Annotated in this window: 10 protein-coding genes and 1 pseudogene; 2 read left to right on the top strand and 9 right to left on the bottom strand. The window is 32.5% G+C overall.

What is annotated here, in order from left to right; all coding sequences use genetic code 11:
- Positions 1-56 precede the first annotated feature (56 nt).
- The 4 genes from ABH960_RS24265 to hblC all read right to left on the bottom strand — a co-directional run bounded on the left by ABH960_RS24265 (position 57) and on the right by hblC (position 6,951).
- Positions 57-2,663, bottom strand: coding sequence for a putative mucin/carbohydrate-binding domain-containing protein (locus ABH960_RS24265; protein WP_404448889.1), 2,607 nt, complete (start codon positions 2,661-2,663; stop codon positions 57-59).
- 511 nt (positions 2,664-3,174) lie between these two features.
- Positions 3,175-4,308: a hemolysin BL binding component B gene (gene hblA, locus ABH960_RS24260; protein WP_404448940.1), complete on the bottom strand. Its 1,134-nt coding sequence runs from the start codon at positions 4,306-4,308 to the stop codon at positions 3,175-3,177.
- A 31-nt stretch (positions 4,309-4,339) separates the two neighbouring features.
- Positions 4,340-5,569 (bottom strand): hemolysin BL lytic component L1, encoded by a 1,230-nt coding sequence (gene hblD, locus ABH960_RS24255; protein ID WP_404448938.1) that lies wholly within the window; start codon positions 5,567-5,569, stop codon positions 4,340-4,342.
- 62 nt (positions 5,570-5,631) lie between these two features.
- Complete coding sequence (hblC, locus tag ABH960_RS24250; protein WP_404448887.1) at positions 5,632-6,951, bottom strand: hemolysin BL lytic component L2; 1,320 nt, start codon at positions 6,949-6,951, stop codon at positions 5,632-5,634.
- Positions 6,952-7,558: 607 nt separating this feature from the next.
- Between hblC and ABH960_RS24245 the strand changes: the two are divergent.
- Positions 7,559-7,645 (top strand): annotated as a pseudogene (locus ABH960_RS24245) (undecaprenyl-diphosphatase); the annotation flags it as partial.
- 7 nt (positions 7,646-7,652) lie between these two features.
- On the opposite strand, the gene bla reads toward ABH960_RS24245, so the two are convergent.
- Positions 7,653-8,579, bottom strand: a complete 927-nt coding sequence (gene bla, locus ABH960_RS24240) for a class A beta-lactamase Bla1 (protein ID WP_404448936.1) — start codon at positions 8,577-8,579, stop codon at positions 7,653-7,655.
- Positions 8,580-8,861: 282 nt separating this feature from the next.
- Positions 8,862-10,997 (bottom strand): peptidoglycan D,D-transpeptidase FtsI family protein, encoded by a 2,136-nt coding sequence (locus ABH960_RS24235; RefSeq protein WP_404448885.1) that lies wholly within the window; start codon positions 10,995-10,997, stop codon positions 8,862-8,864.
- 410 nt (positions 10,998-11,407) lie between these two features.
- On the opposite strand from ABH960_RS24235, the gene ABH960_RS24230 reads away from it, so the two are divergent.
- Positions 11,408-13,168, top strand: coding sequence for a peptidoglycan D,D-transpeptidase FtsI family protein (locus tag ABH960_RS24230; RefSeq protein WP_404448883.1), 1,761 nt, complete (start codon positions 11,408-11,410; stop codon positions 13,166-13,168).
- A gap of 11 nt (positions 13,169-13,179) precedes the next feature.
- On the opposite strand, the gene ABH960_RS24225 is transcribed toward ABH960_RS24230, so the two are convergent.
- From ABH960_RS24225 to ABH960_RS24215, 3 genes are all read right to left on the bottom strand, one after another.
- Positions 13,180-14,007: an SH3 domain-containing protein gene (locus ABH960_RS24225; RefSeq protein WP_404448881.1), complete on the bottom strand. Its 828-nt coding sequence runs from the start codon at positions 14,005-14,007 to the stop codon at positions 13,180-13,182.
- The gene (locus ABH960_RS24220) at positions 13,997-14,530 is read right to left on the bottom strand and encodes an RNA polymerase sigma factor (RefSeq protein WP_404448879.1); all 534 of its coding nucleotides are present in this window, start codon (positions 14,528-14,530) and stop codon (positions 13,997-13,999) included. Before ABH960_RS24220 ends, ABH960_RS24225 begins: the two co-directional genes overlap by 11 nt.
- A 203-nt stretch (positions 14,531-14,733) precedes the next feature.
- Positions 14,734-15,414: a lipoprotein BA_5634 family protein gene (locus ABH960_RS24215; protein WP_016101987.1), complete on the bottom strand. Its 681-nt coding sequence runs from the start codon at positions 15,412-15,414 to the stop codon at positions 14,734-14,736.
- Between the last annotated feature and the right edge of the window lie 5 nt (positions 15,415-15,419).

The raw sequence follows: 15,419 nt of genomic DNA, 5'->3' as shown, positions 1-15,419 counted from the left end.
TTTTTATAGACAAAAAAGATGTCTATAAAACTTATGTTCTTTAGACATCTTTTAATCTATTTTATTAATAATCCCGTAGAAGTAACTTGATAGGTTCTTTTTTTACCTATATATTCCTGTTTACTATTCTCAAGGTTAATAAGTGTAGCCCGTGTCTTTTCCTTTACTGCTTCCCCTTCTATATGGGTAAACTCGATATAATCTCCCACTTTGACTAGCACAGTTTGTCTTTCAGCAGTTTGCTGTCTATTTCCCACTATTTCCTTATTGTACACAACACTACCGGATGAATTCTGTACTTTAATACTTGCATACGTATTATTAAAATAAGAATGTGGTACGCCTGCTTCTAAATTCACCTGTATTTTCTCTGTTACCCTATTATAATTTACTTTTGCAATTTCTCTATCACTATATCCTTTTAAAGACCAACCAAATTGATTTCCGTCTAAAACCGTTGTTTCTGGCATTTTTTCTACTTTCTTCAAACCTTCTTTTGTAACTTCGTACATTGCTTTTTTTCCAAAGCTTTCTTGTTTACTATTATCTACATTTGTGAAAGTAGCTCTATGCACACCTTCTAGATGTGTTAACTCAATATAATCCCCTACTTTAACTGGAACTTTTTGCGATTCAGCATTTTGTTGTTTGTTTCCATAGATGTCTTTATTGTATACTACTTTTCCTGATGCATTTTGTACTTTAATACTCGCATATGTTTCATTAAAATAATGATGCGGTACACCTGCTTTTAAGTCCACTTGCATTTCTTCTGCCGACTTATTGAAATTGATTTTAGCAAACTCGAAATCACTAATTCCTTTTAGTGACCAGCCAAATTGATTTCCATCTAAAATTGTTGCTTCTGGCATTTTTTCTACTTTCTTCAAGCCTTCTTTTGTAACTTCGTACATTGCTTTTTTTCCAAAGCTTTCTTGTTTACTGTTATCTACATTTGTGAAAGTAGCTCTATGCACACCTTCTAGATGTGTTAACTCAATATAATCTCCTACTTTAACTGGAACTTTTTGCGATTCAGCATTTTGTTGTTTGTTTCCATAGATGTCTTTATTGTATACTACTTTTCCTGATGCATTTTGTACTTTAATACTCGCATATGTTTCATTAAAATAATGATGCGGTACGCCTGCTTTTAAGTCAATTTTCATTTCTTCTGTCGACTTATTGAAATTGATTTTAGCAAATTCGAAATCACTAATCCCTTTTAGTGACCATGCAAATTGGCTTCCTTCTAAAATATTATTTTCATTAGGCACATCTGGTTTAATTGGATTAGAATCCGTACCCTTCCAAATCTCTGCTGTTAAAATTGGATATCCTAATGCAGCCACTTTTTGAATGGTATCGTTATTTGGACGCAATCCCCACTTCTCAAAGAAAGGTATCAAATTTTGTTTGGCTACTTTTGATGCCGAAATCATAAATAATTGTTTTTTATTTTCATCAGTTTGTGGAAGTTCACTTGAAGACATGTCTCTATACAATTGATGCAATTTAGGATAGAAGTCCTCTCCATATGCTAACTGTAGTTGCCAAAGCATAACAAGCTTAACAAAAACATCACTAACTTCGTCATAATTTTTATTAGGTTGTTCTAAGTATTGAAATGCCTTAGTATAAGCGCCCTCCTGTTGCAATCTAAAAGATTGATTAGATGTAAATGCTTTTTCTACAGAAAGGCTGTAAATATTATTTTGTACTTCTGTCATATTATAAAACTTCCAAGGTGATTGCTGTCTCAAATGCCCTGCCTCATGCCAAGGACCCCAGCCATCTTTTATAAATTTATTAATATCTAACACGTATTGGATTGCATCTCCTACATATGCGGTTCGATAAGAAGTTGCATACATATAATAATCGGGAGAATGATTTTCTTCTACGTAATGAATATAATGTTTATCTACTTGTTCCTCGGATAAACCAGCTACTTTGTCTTGAATTCGAGTAGCTTCATCCATCTTTTTTAAGAGTTGTACAGGATCTGTATTAGAACCTAACAAATATTTCTTAACACGTGCAGGGCTGGCCGTAATTAATATACGTTCTCCTTTTAACTCCACTGCATGTGCATTGGGATATTGGTCCAGCATGTTTATTAAATCTTGTTTCGTATGCTTTCCTAGTTCAAAAAAAGGAGTAGTCGTTCCACCTGTTGTGACTGTTGTTCGAATGGTACCACCTTGTTGTTTATTATAAAAATAAATCATCCCTCCATTTGGAGATTGGATTGTGTTTATCCCCGGTTTTAATGTAAATGATTTTATTTTAGAATCTTCTCTCCAAGAAGCATCATACGAATACGTTCCAATGTATGCTTGAATATCTTGATTTCCTTCTACATTAATCGTTATTTGTTCATTTGGTTTTGCATATAAACCAGTTGGTTCATATGGACTAAATGCCATACTTTTTCTTTCCTGTTGTTTTAGTACCTCAACATCCCCTTTTCCTGGGACTGTATATGTTCTATTTTCTGATTTAACTGACTTTTCTTCTTGCAGTGATGTCGATATTTTTTTTTGCTGCTTTGTTTCCTCTGCAAAGACATCTGATGAAGAAACCATTCCAGTCGTAAGCATAGTTACTGTAGCAGTAGCTGCAAGTATTTTTCTAGTTTTATATTTTGAATTATTCCCCATATTATCTCCCTCATTTTTCCTTAGTGCATGTAAGGATTATTATTTTATTTATTATATTTTTACACCGAAAATCATTTACGCTATTTATGTTGTATCTAATACTCTATTTTTTCTCATAACAATCTCCTTTTCTTTATTTCTAATTGTTTATAAATGTTATTTGATGACACATAAAATAACAACTTTGCGATAAACTCATCAATAACAACCTATTATGTTTTGATTTAGTATTGTTAACTTCCATCTAATTGTATAAAAGTATTCAATTAGGAAAATAAGAATATAAAGCTCACTAATCATAGATTAGGTTTTGCGGAAAAATTCATAAAAATCATTCACCTTAAAAATTCAAACTTGTATAACTACTTTCTACATATAGGATGGAATTATAAAAATATTTCAATAAAATAAAAGACAGAGGCCTGATTATACCTCCGTCTTTTCAATTTATAAAGAACAAAAAATCATTTTATAGCTATATAAATGCCCTTGCAACAAATACCGTATTCCGCTATTTTTTTGAAGAAACAGGATCCATTTTTAATGTTTTTATCCCTTCTTTTAATGTAAACGCATCCGCGCTCAATGTTTTCCAACTATCTTTCGCTGCATTCAAATTAGGTTTTAGGAATTTGAATTTATTTTGATCCGCTTTTTGGGACGCTTTGTCAATATGACTAAGTACTCCTGAATATTGAGAATCTAAATCATGCCATTGTGCAGACATATAAGTAAGAGCATTAATAGCCGACCCAATTGCATTGTGCATTTCATTAATGTTATTATACGCAACACCGACTACACGATTTAATGTTACTTTATAATCTATAGTCTGACGTAATTGTGCTAACAACGACTCTAACGTACCTAAATTATTTCTTGCTACCCCTATCATTACACCACCAGCAATCCACGTAGGAATTGAGGGAATTGATACAGTTATTATTCCATCTGATTCTACTTGTTTAAAATGTCTTACTTGCTCTAAAACTTCATTTAGGCGCTTTTCATCTTCATCAATTCCAGATGCCTGGTTTTTCAGAATCGAATGCAAAATATCTTTATGACCTGCAAATGCTCGGACATCTTCTCCAATACTATCTCTTAACTTAGCTAATTCTTGTATTAAATTCTGTGTATACGCTTGGTTTTGTTGAATCTCTTCTTGTAAATCTGTAATTCCTTCTTTTAATGTATCTCCATCTCCTTCATCAATGGCTTCTACTAGTGTATCGTAATAATTGTCAAACTTGGTATCATACTCCACAATACCCGTCAACGTATCTAAAAGTTGTCTTTTTATGTGCGTATCCCATTTAGTAGCATGCTCTCTTGCATTCTTTTGATCTTGTAGAATTTGACTAGGTAGATTTGTATATCCTTTAATGTCAATCCCTTCAAAGTTAACATCTGGGTTTTTAATTAACAAATAAGAGTAATCATTCATGGATTTTGCAAATACCCCAGCATCTTGCAAAGCTTTTTTCATCTTTTCGCTGTTTACAGAAAGAGATATATCTTCGGTACTAGTTTGTTCCATTTTACTTTCACTTGCGAAGGCTGCCACTGGAGAAACTACAGTAGTTGTTGTCAGAGTTAAAAACGTCGATACAGCAAGTAGTTTATAAGGAAAGTTTTTATTCATTTCAATTCCTCCTATACATATATATTGATTTTTAATTTGTTTTTTCTTGTTTAAAAGCAATGTCTTTTGAAATGAATTCTGCATCCTTATGAATATCATTCCAACTTTGTTTTGCAGCCTTTAAATCATCAGGTATTAAAGAAAGTTTATGTTCTTGCATTTGGTCGATATTATCATATAGATCTTTATAATTCGCTCCCATCGTATTCCATTGTTGCTGAATACTTGTTAGAGACATAATTGCTTGATCAACTGTTTGATACAAATATGTTAAAGTGTCTTTTGTATTAGTAAGTGAAATAACTGCTTGGTTAGCTAAATCAGCTTTCATACTTAATTCTCCAATTTTATTCGAAATTTCATTATAGGAGTTCATATGATTAGATGCCTCAACACCAGCTGCTGTTCCTAAACCGATACCAGCTGCCCCTAGAGCTGTTAGACCACCAACAACAACTGGTGTCGCTGTGCCACCGGTCACAACAATTACTACCGCTCCTGCAATCGTTCCAATAACTAAAATAGCTGCTCCTAATCCACCACCAATTGACCAGGCTAATACATTATCAAAATGTGCTTTCTGCGTAGAACGTAAATTCTCAATTTCGGCCTGAAGTTGTGGGACTAGTGCTTGTTTTCCCGCTAATATAGCCGTTAATCCCCCTTGTCCATCTGGACCTCCAACATTATTTTTAAAATCTACAGTATTTGTATACAACTTTGTTTTGAAAGCTTCTAACATCTTAATAATTTCCGTAACTTCATTTGAATTTGTATGAATTGTACCGATTAAATCCCCTATTCCTTCTTTGAGGCCCGCCTTATCTTTCTTTTTTACAGTATCTACTAGTGTGTCGTAATAATTTTGAAATTGTTCATCATAATTTACAATATTACGTGCTGTCTTTTGAATGTTTGGCTTCGCTGTATCTAGCCAGTAATTTGCATTGATTCGTGACAGTTCCTGATTCAGGTGAATGTTTTTGATTAATTCTCCCCCTCCTGAGCCTAAATCAATGTTGGATAAATTTACATTCGGTTGCTTAATCATTGTTTTTGCGTACAAATCCATTACAAGAATATGAGAGCCTGTTTTAGCCAACACTTTCTTTAACCCTTCAGGTCCTAACGCATAATTTTCTATTTTCTGTTCTTGTGCTGTCTGTTCTTGTGCAAGTGCGTGAATAGTACTACCATTCGTAGCAGTTATAACCGTTGCTAAAGTGGCCAAAGTTATGACCTTAAATGGAAATTTCATTATTTGATTCTCCTCCTTATTTTCAATTGAGTTATTATCTTTTTATTAATCCTAAATTCTTAATATTAAAATCTATGAACTTGTTCTTCGAGTTGATTTGTTACATTTTTTAGTCGTCTTAATGTATCTTTTTGAGACTGAGTGTTACTAGTATCAACTTCAGTCAATAATTTTTTAATACTATTATTTATTAGATTCAAATCCTCTTTATAACGTTTCATTAGCTCAATTTCTCCATCTACTTGATTAGCAAATGTATGCAAATCATTTTGCATGAAAAGAATCATTGATTTTTGTAAATCTGCTACTGTTAATTTAGTTGTTAAGTCATATAATTTCTGATTTTGTTTCTCTAAATCATTTAAATATACTCTTTGCTCTGCTGTTAGTTTATTAATTTCGGCAAAGGTACTATATGTTTTTTTAATTTTTTCAGGATCAATCACCTTCATAAGATCATACTCTTTCGTTTTTGTAACTGCAGCTGCAGCAATTTCACCTTTTTTACTTTTCTCTATCGCTTCACGTGCTTCTTTTTTGGCAGCTTCAATTTCTATAGCTGATTTTCCCTTTTCTGTTGCTTCCTGCTCTGCTTTCTTCTCTGCTTCTACAATAGTATTATTTATTTCTTTTCCTTTGTTATACGCTACTACCGCTGTTTGAGCAGCCGGTTCAATGATATCTTTTGATAGGCTATAAATCTCTTGGAATACCTTTAGCCCTTGTTCATTTAAAGCTCCTGGTAATAATGCTATTTGCTCTAAATCATTTTGAATTGATTTTTTTGTATTTAGCATTTCATTTTTTAACTTGTCTATTTTTCCTGTTCCCTCTGAACTAAGTACACTCTGTGCTTTTACCACATCTGTATCAAGATTTTTCAGTTTCTTATCTACCTGTAGTTTAAGATCTGTTAACTCATTAATCTGACGTTGCACGTTTTCTTTGTTTGTTATAGTCATATCTTGAAGAACTTCCAGTCTATCTATAAACCCTTCTTTATCTTCCTTATTATCTACAAATCCTTTTAATGTTGGATAATAGCTATTAAATTTGGTTGCAAATCCTTTACTTTTTGAATTTAGTAGAATTAATTTTGGATATAGTTCTGATGACCACTCTTTCATATCTTGTTTAATTAGAAATTGAGTTGTATTTAAAGATGGAACTTCTTCAAGTTGCACATTCGGACTTGCTAAGGCTCCATCTATATAGGTTTGTGTTAATTTGGAGTGTGCACCTATTTTTCGTAATGCTGAGGAAATATCTATATTATCTTGTTTCGTTTCTGCCTGAACGATTGGCATTGCGAGAGTATTGATAGGAATAGTCGCTCCAGTAACGATTGATGTTATTAAAAATCCTGTCATAATTTTATTCTTCATTCCGTACACCTCTTCACTATTGTTTTTTACAGTTTTAATCGTAAATTTTGTACAACCTAACGTTAGGATTTCATCACACACACTTGAGGATAGAAATTGTTTCGATAGAGTAATCGTATCTCGTTTTTTATTTATTTTTGATAGAATATAAGGACCTTACTTCCCCCTCATTTTAAACACTATGTTTTTCATAAGTAAACCTGAAAATCACATTGATTAAATTTAATTTTTCAGATATTTATTATTCGAATTTAAAAATATTATATTTAAAAAAGTTAAATACAAATTTCATTTCATAAAGTGAAATAATTATACTATGATAATTAAACATAAAAATTCTTTGATTCCCTTAAATCTATATGAATCCCTTACTTAAAAATGATTTCAATATAATTTAATAGTGATTAACACATATGTGTCTTTTATATGGATATGTAAAATTACATATCCATATAGGAGTATCTAGCTTAACTACTCCAAAATATTATTATCGTATACATAATAATCATATTGCTACGAACACCACAGGAGAAAATTCCCCTCATGCACTTTAGGGGATAAATTGTCCATGAAATAATAATTTTCGCTTATATACTTACTATTCATTATAGGAATACAAAAAAGCGATTCTTTTCACAGTAAAAAGAATCGCTTTCTAGGTTCCTATTTTCAATTACATTACATAAAGAATTGAGAAATTATCATTTAAGAGCCTTAACTATAACTTCAGCTGCATCTGCAATTAATTTATTATCATAGGTAGCTTCTTTCTCATCTTTACTAGATAAGATTGCAATGATAATAGGTGCCCTGTTCGGTGGCCAAACGATAGCAATATCATTTCGTGTCCCATAACTTCCAGCTCCTGATTTATCTCCAACTACCCAGTCAGTTGGTACGCCTGCACGAATAAGTTTGTCTCCTGTAGCATTTCCTTTCATCCACTCTGTGAAAATTTTACGTTTATCAGTTGGAAGTGCATTTCCGACCGTAAAAGCCTTAAGATTGGTAGCAATGGCTTTCGCTGTACTAGTGTCACGAATGTCTCCTGGAGTAGCCTCGTTTAACTCCGGCTCAAAGCGATCAGCCATAGTAACCCGATCACCCATCTGTCTAAGTGCTTTTTCATATCCTTTAGGTCCGCCTATTTTATTAAATAAAATGTTCCCGGCGGTATTATCACTGGAACGAACAGCCGCCTCTGCAATTTCCCCAAGTTTCATGCCTGTATCTACATGTTTCTCTGTAACGGGTGAATATTCCACCAAGTCGTCTTTCGTATAAGTGATAACTTCATTTAATTTCTCAGTTGAGTTTTGCTGTAGCAATACTCCTGCCGCTAATGCCTTGTAGGTTGATGCAAAGGCAAATCTTTCGTTAGGTCGATAAGCAATTGTTCGATTTGTACCAGTATCAATAGCATATACACCTAATCGAGCATCAAATTTTTTCTCAAGTTGAGAGAATTCTTTAAACGTCGCATGATTTTTATGTTTAACTGGTCCGGTCTTTTCTTTCGCTTCAACTTGCAATGCCCCTCCTGTAAAAGCTTCTAGGCTTGTAAGACTTAAACCTAATATACCAACACATAAACCTATTTTTAACATCCTCTTGTTTTTCAAAATCATCATTCCTTTCAAATTTTCAATACTGAAAACAAGTAGTAAATTCAATACACTGTATCCTATTTGAAAACCTGTTTTTATACGTACACATAATAGACCATCTAAGAAACAAGTTTGTTCCATAAATTTAAAACCTTTTTAACTAGTAGCCAAGATATTAACAAAAGTAAGAGATAGCAACTATGATAGCCGCTATCTCTTATTTCAAATCTTCCTTTTTCTTTAACTTATAAAGGCTTTTATATAAACAGGGTCTCTTCCCCTGAGAAAAGTGCACAAATTTTACTATCTTTGATTCGAACTATCTGTACTAGCAGCTTCACCATGTATACGTTGCTTTTTTAAATCAAAGTATACATCTAAAATTTCCTTTCCAATTATAGAATTAATTCCATTTTTATCATCATGAAGCCATGGGACTACTACAGAAAATGCTACTTCTGGATTATCATATGGAGCATATCCAACTAATGTTAAGTTGTAACATTCCATACGTTCTCCTTTTGCATTTCTACCAATTGGATCATCTCCACCATATACAGTTTGAGCTGTCCCTGTCTTTCCTGCTGGTTTATATGGCGCATTTTTGAAATATTTCACGCCAGTTCCATCACCTTCTTGGAATACCCATCTAAAACCTTCTTTTATCCGATCAATATGTTCTTTCTTCATATCAACTCGATTTAATACGACAGGCTCTATAGAGCGTATAACTTTACCGACCTCTTCTTCTTTTATTGATTGCTCTCGTATTTCTTGTACAATTTTGGGTTGCATTCTATATCCACCATTTGCAATAGTTGAAATATATTGCGCCAATTGCAATGGCGTATACGTATCATACTGACCGATAGAAAAATCTAGTAAAAACCCAGGTTGACTATCTACTTTTCTCGTTTGCCCAATTATTTCATTCGGTAAATCAATACCTGTTGGTACCCCTAAACCAAATTGTTTAAAATAATAACGCATTTTATCAAATGCTTCTTGTTTAATATCCAATGAACCATTCGGTACGTAATTAACTCCCGCAATTTTTAAAGCTGTCTGGAACATGTATACATTCGAAGATACTTGTAAAGCTCGTAAATCATTAATATTACCAAATCCGGATACATTCCATGATTTCTTGGCTTGTGTACCTTTAAATTTCATCGGTGCATCATAAAATTGATCTCCTGGCTGTATTGCCCCTGTCTCATATCCAGTTAATAACGTTGCGCCTTTTACAGCTGACCCTAGCTCATACGAAGTTGTCATGTTACCTAATGCCAAATCCTCAATCTCTATTTTCCCTTCTTTTTCTACAATCTTTTTGCCTGCCATAGATAAAATCTGTCCGTTATTTGGATTTGTCATGACGACAAACGCTCGGTCCAACAGTGGCTCTGAACTCTTAAAAGCTCTCAAATTTTTCTCTATACTTTCTTCCACTTTCTTTTGTAATTCCATATCAATCGTTAATGTTAAACTATTACCACTTTTTCCTTTAGAGATTATTTCTGTGTTTATAATGTTTCCTGATTTATCAGTAATGTTTTTCACTTCTTCTTTTGTGCCGTGTAATACATCTTCATATCGTTGTTCAATATAACTTTTTCCTACACGATCATTACGGTTATATCCACGTACCAAATAAGAATCTAAGTTTTCTTTCGGTAATCCTTCTTCACTACTTGTAATATTACCTAACACGGAACGAAATAAATTACCATTTACATAATTACGTTCCCAATCAACTGTTGTATCTACTCCTGGAAACTCCGCAAGTTTTTCACTTATCCGCGCATATTCTTGATCTGTCACATCTTTTTTTATAATTTGTGGTGTCAGTTGATAACCTGAACTCATTTTACTTTTAATAGCTAACACCTTTAAATCTTGTGCTGTTAATTCTGCCAATTCTACTTCTGTAACGCGACTTCGTCTTAAGTCTTGAATTTTTTTGTCTAGTTCTTTTCCCTCTATTCCCTTTTCTTTAAAATTTCCTATGTCTTTTTTAGTAATCTTTGATTCCGCACGTTTCGTATTCAATTGCATCCAAAAATCTTTTTTATCGATATCGGTTAATTTATTTATATCTTGCTCAGGCATTTCAAGTACCTTCGCCAAGTCTTTTGCTGTTTTTAAAATATCTTCACTCGTAATCCCCTTCACCCTTGTATACGTAATTGTGCGAAGAGATTTATTATTAACGACCGTTTTCCCTTCTCGATCTAGAATCTGTCCACGTGGAACTGGTATACTAGTTGTTTCATTTTGACTGTTTTCCACTTGGTTCTTATAAGCCTCTCCCTCAACGATTTGTACTTTTCCTAGCTGCATAATAATAGCTGAGAATAGTACAAATATGCAAAGGAACATTATATTCAATCGAATAGATATATATGTCTTCTGTTTCTTTACTTTTTGTTCTTTCATAAATCCTCCATATAATTCTTCAGGAAATCCTCACTAATACTTAGTAAATAAATATACTAAAAGCGTTCCCTATATATTAGAAACCACTATTCAGTTATAATAGTGTCTTATCTTTTTTGTTAAATCCTTGTAAGCATCCATTCCTTTTGGTTTAGCCGTGTAATTGATAAATCTCCCTTCCTGTTTTTTTCTCTATTTTTTTGTCGCCTGCATTAGAAATGCTAAACTGTATAATGACTCATATTAAACTTACACATAGACTTACTATTAACATGTACTTTTTTTCATACTGATTGTTCCTTTCTTCATGCTGTAATACTTAATAGACAATCTAAATCATAAAGTTGTTCCACATTTACAAAAAAAATAATTAACTATAAGATGGAATAGGCTACATAAGGGAGGGTTATATGTTACATACGAAAAGATGGAGATTTTTTGCGGTTCTTTCTATTGTAAGTGTGATTTTACTAATTTTATTAAAAATCAACTTCATTTCAATTACTATCGCAACTTCTTCAGCTGAAAGAGGAAAAATTCTTGATCAAAATGGTGTAATACTAGCTACAAATAAGAAAGTTAAGTCTCTATATTGCACTTCTAATGATGAAAAACTATCGAATAAAGATACATCAAACACATTAGCTTTTTTCAATCAATTTTCAAACGAGTTTCAACATGACATTTCTACAGAGGACATAAAATCTCAATTACAACAATCCTGTAATAAGCAGACTATGAATGAAACATCCTTATACTCTGATATAAGTGAAAATGAAATTTCATTCATAAACAAGAATAAACCTAAAAATGTAGTGATCAAAGACGAATTCATTCGATATTATCCAAAGAACGAAATTGCTTCACAAGTAATTGGGTATGTAGAAAATGACCTTAATTCTAAAAATGTACCTGTTGGTAAAAGTGGGATTGAGTTTCAATATGAAAATGATTTAAAAGGAAAACCCGGAAAAACTCTGATTTTTAAAATGAATAATAAAAAGTTCTTATGGAACATTCAAAAAGTACAAAAAGGAAAAGATGTCCGGCTAGCTTTAGACTCTAAATTGCAGCAAAAAACAGAGGAAGCACTAAGATCTCAAATTAAGAAAGTACCTGATGCTAATGCTGGTTATGCAGTAGTAACCGATGTAAAAACTGGCGCAATATTAACTATGGCCAATTCGGCAGTTTTTGATCCAAATATATTAAATACACATGTATCATCTAAAAAAGAAAACATTAAATCCCTTTCGCAAAATAAAGCAATTCAAAAATTAAAGTATGGTGAATCTTATGTAAATATGGCCTCTACTATAAAGCCACTTACTATTTTAATCGGATTAAATGAAAAGCTTTTTCAACCTGAAGATACATATTTGGATAATGGTAGTTTTCAGTATGATAATCAAAATAACATCACTAATGCTCCTGGAACACCAACAGGTGAAATTACACCGAGTCAAGCTATCATTAATTCATCAAATACATTTATGACAGCAAAAGTAGCTCTCCCCTTATTCAACCGAAATAATGGGAATATAGAAAAAGTAGCAAATATATGGACAGATTATTTAAAGCAATTTGGCCTCCGCTCTAAAACTGGTATTGATTTACCCTTTGAAGAAGACGGGGAATATGAATTCCATCCATCTAATAAGTTTGAAAATGGAATCTCTGCTTTATTAAATGCATCTTGGGGAGGAAATGAAGTACACACCCCTCTTCAACTTGCTCAATATGCAGCAACTTTGGCAAGTAAAGGTGATAAATATAAACCTCAAATCATAAGTGCTATTATTGGTCAAGACGATAAGGAAACAAAAAAGTTTAAACCACTCTTAGAAAGTTCAAATCGTTATCCTATGAATTTTTGGGGTGTCGTGCAAGGTGGGATGAGTCAAAATATAGAGGAGATTAAAAACTTGCCCTTTCATGTCGCGGGTAAAACAGGGATAACTGGCTCTCCGAACGAGCAAGAAAGAATGATAAATCATTCTCTTTTCATTGCATATGCTCCTGCCGAAGATCCAAAAATTGCTATTTCTGTCGTTATTCCTGGTAGTAATTCGGAAAAAAATATTGCTGCTCTCGTTACATCAGAAATTTTAGAGTGCTGGAATTCACTTCAAAAAGAGGATAAAGATAAAGAGGAAGGTTCATTAAAGTGAACCTTCCTCTTTTACCATATAGAATCTATATTCGTTATTTCCCATATACCTTCATCATTCTTTTCAAATATGAAAGAATATTTAATATCAGTTAAAACATACTCTTTTTGTACATATCCAGTATAACCGTTAATTGTCGATATTTTTATATATCCATCATTCTGCGCTTTTTCTGGAATCAAAGCTTTTACCATTTCATTAGATACTTCATATAAAACTTGTGATTCTCGTTTTGGTTCAGCTAAAATTTTCGTTTTATTTCCAGTAACAGTTGCATATATAAAATGCGATTGCTTTGGTTGGTTACTTTCTGTCAATCCACTTGGTACTTTGTATGCTTTCTTTGTATCATTTGCAAATTCTCCCCCCATTGTGAGAGCGACTTGCAACTCATGAAAAATATCCTCATCAAACTTCAATTCATCCTTCTGATAAATTTTCCCTTTAAATAGAACTTCATCATTTAACGCTCTATACAGGTCATTTTCATTTTTTGAATTTGTACTTCGATATAACTCATTCATAAATTGTTTTAATGATGGATCTTGAGCAGACTCATCTTTTGTTTTAGGCTTAATTTGAGTACTACTTTGTACCGGTGATTTATTATCATCAAGCCAAGGTTGTTGAACAATAAAAAATAACATTGTACAAACCAAAACAACTACAATAGGCAATGCTTTTTTACGAAATGGTCTCTTGTATGGTACAGAGTCTACTTCACTATTTTGGTATATCGATTGCTTTATTTTATAAATAAATGCTTCTTCATCTTTACGACGCTCCATTGGTCCATTTTTTAATTTGCTATACCAGTCAGGATTTTTTTTACTGTTCATCACTTCTATCCTCCCCTATTAATTTTGAAACTTTACTTCTTGCTCTGCTTAACCTAGATTTGACTGTTCCAATGGATACACCTAATGTTTCAGCCATTTCTTCATAAGATAATTCATATTTCGCGTCCAATATTAGTATTTCGCGGTGTTTTTTAGGTAGTTTTAATACAACATCCCACACATCATTCATTTCCTCTTGATTAAAAAATTCTTGTTCTGCCGATGGAGATTGCTTATCGTCACTAAAAAATCCCACTAAAGATATCCTTTTAAAATAAGAGGATTTCAAATAGTTTATTGCCGTATTTCTTGTAATTTTTAATATCCACGTTTTAATAGATGACTCCTTTCGAAACGAATTCCAATGTTTAAAAACCTTAATAAATACATCTTGTGTGATGTCATCTGATAAGTGTGGATCTTTCGTAATAATAAATGAATAATTCCATACATCTTGCCAATAGTCTTTTATAACATAGTCAAGCTCATCATGATTACATTTTTCAATAAACTTCTGTTCCATTTCCACACCTCAAACTTATTTGAATAAACATAAAGCTGCCCTCACTTTTAATATGGTTTCAATATATAGACATGATACAAGTTTCATTTGTTCCATTGTTTATCTTTTTTTTCGACAGATGATATTTCTAAAAAAATGTAATAAAAAAGACCAGGATAAATTCTTAAAATCATCCTGGTTTTTCTGTATTAAATATATTTTCATTATTTTTTTATAATAGAAACCGCATCTAATACATCCACTTGACTCCCCATAGTTTTAGTGAGTTTTTTCCATTCAGTTTCTGCTTGTACAGCCGTAACATCATCTGTGTTATATGGTCTATCTTCACCATACGATTTATTGAAATGAAGGATTTCCATTGATGTTTCATTTACAGGGATTTGATTGAAAGTTGCATTATCAACAATTACAATCAATTCCTCGTAATTTGGATTACGATAGTGACCAAACCAAGTATCACTAGCATACTGGACATCTATTTTCTTTTCATTAATTGTTAATTCCTTGATTTTTTTATTTTTCTTACTAGCTAGTAAGACAGCTTTACCTTTTGGAACTGAAGGTACTGACTTAATTGGGTCTGAACTCCATACTTCATCATCATTATCTGACTCTCTTAATACACCTAACCCAACCATTTTTTTCGCTGTTTTTTGATCCATCATTAATACTTGTTTACCATCAATTTCTGCTTGCTTCACTTTATACAAAGTGTTGGTCTTAATTTCACTTTTATGTTGATTTACTATTCCTTTTAATGATTGTTCTCCTCCAATTAATAAAGCGGCATTCCTTGGTTCTTCTTTCTTCCCAAAAGAACAAGCTCCTAACATAGAAATAGATACAATCCCTGCCACGCACACTTTCATTACTTTTTTCATTGCTT

The organism is Bacillus sp. RC252, assembly GCF_044909215.1.
In the GTDB taxonomy this organism is placed as follows: domain Bacteria; phylum Bacillota; class Bacilli; order Bacillales; family Bacillaceae_G; genus Bacillus_A; species Bacillus_A mycoides.
Note: the sequence above shows the minus strand (reverse complement) of the source record. Positions and strands in the feature narration are given on the sequence as shown.

What these genes read in the sequence shown, in the direction of transcription:
- ABH960_RS24265 (WP_404448889.1), bottom strand. Translation starts at nt 2,663, where the DNA reads ATGGGGAATAATTCAAAATATAAAACTAGAAAAATACTTGCAGCTACT.
- hblA (WP_404448940.1), bottom strand. Translation starts at nt 4,308, where the DNA reads ATGAATAAAAACTTTCCTTATAAACTACTTGCTGTATCGACGTTTTTA.
- hblC (WP_404448887.1), bottom strand. Translation starts at nt 6,951, where the DNA reads ATGAAGAATAAAATTATGACAGGATTTTTAATAACATCAATCGTTACT.
- bla (WP_404448936.1), bottom strand. Translation starts at nt 8,579, where the DNA reads ATGATTTTGAAAAACAAGAGGATGTTAAAAATAGGTTTATGTGTTGGT.
- ABH960_RS24235 (WP_404448885.1), bottom strand. Translation starts at nt 10,997, where the DNA reads ATGAAAGAACAAAAAGTAAAGAAACAGAAGACATATATATCTATTCGA.
- ABH960_RS24230 (WP_404448883.1), top strand. Translation starts at nt 11,408, where the DNA reads ATGTTACATACGAAAAGATGGAGATTTTTTGCGGTTCTTTCTATTGTA.
- ABH960_RS24225 (WP_404448881.1), bottom strand. Translation starts at nt 14,007, where the DNA reads ATGAACAGTAAAAAAAATCCTGACTGGTATAGCAAATTAAAAAATGGA.
- ABH960_RS24220 (WP_404448879.1), bottom strand. Translation starts at nt 14,530, where the DNA reads ATGGAACAGAAGTTTATTGAAAAATGTAATCATGATGAGCTTGACTAT.
- ABH960_RS24215 (WP_016101987.1), bottom strand. Translation starts at nt 15,414, where the DNA reads ATGAAAAAAGTAATGAAAGTGTGCGTGGCAGGGATTGTATCTATTTCT.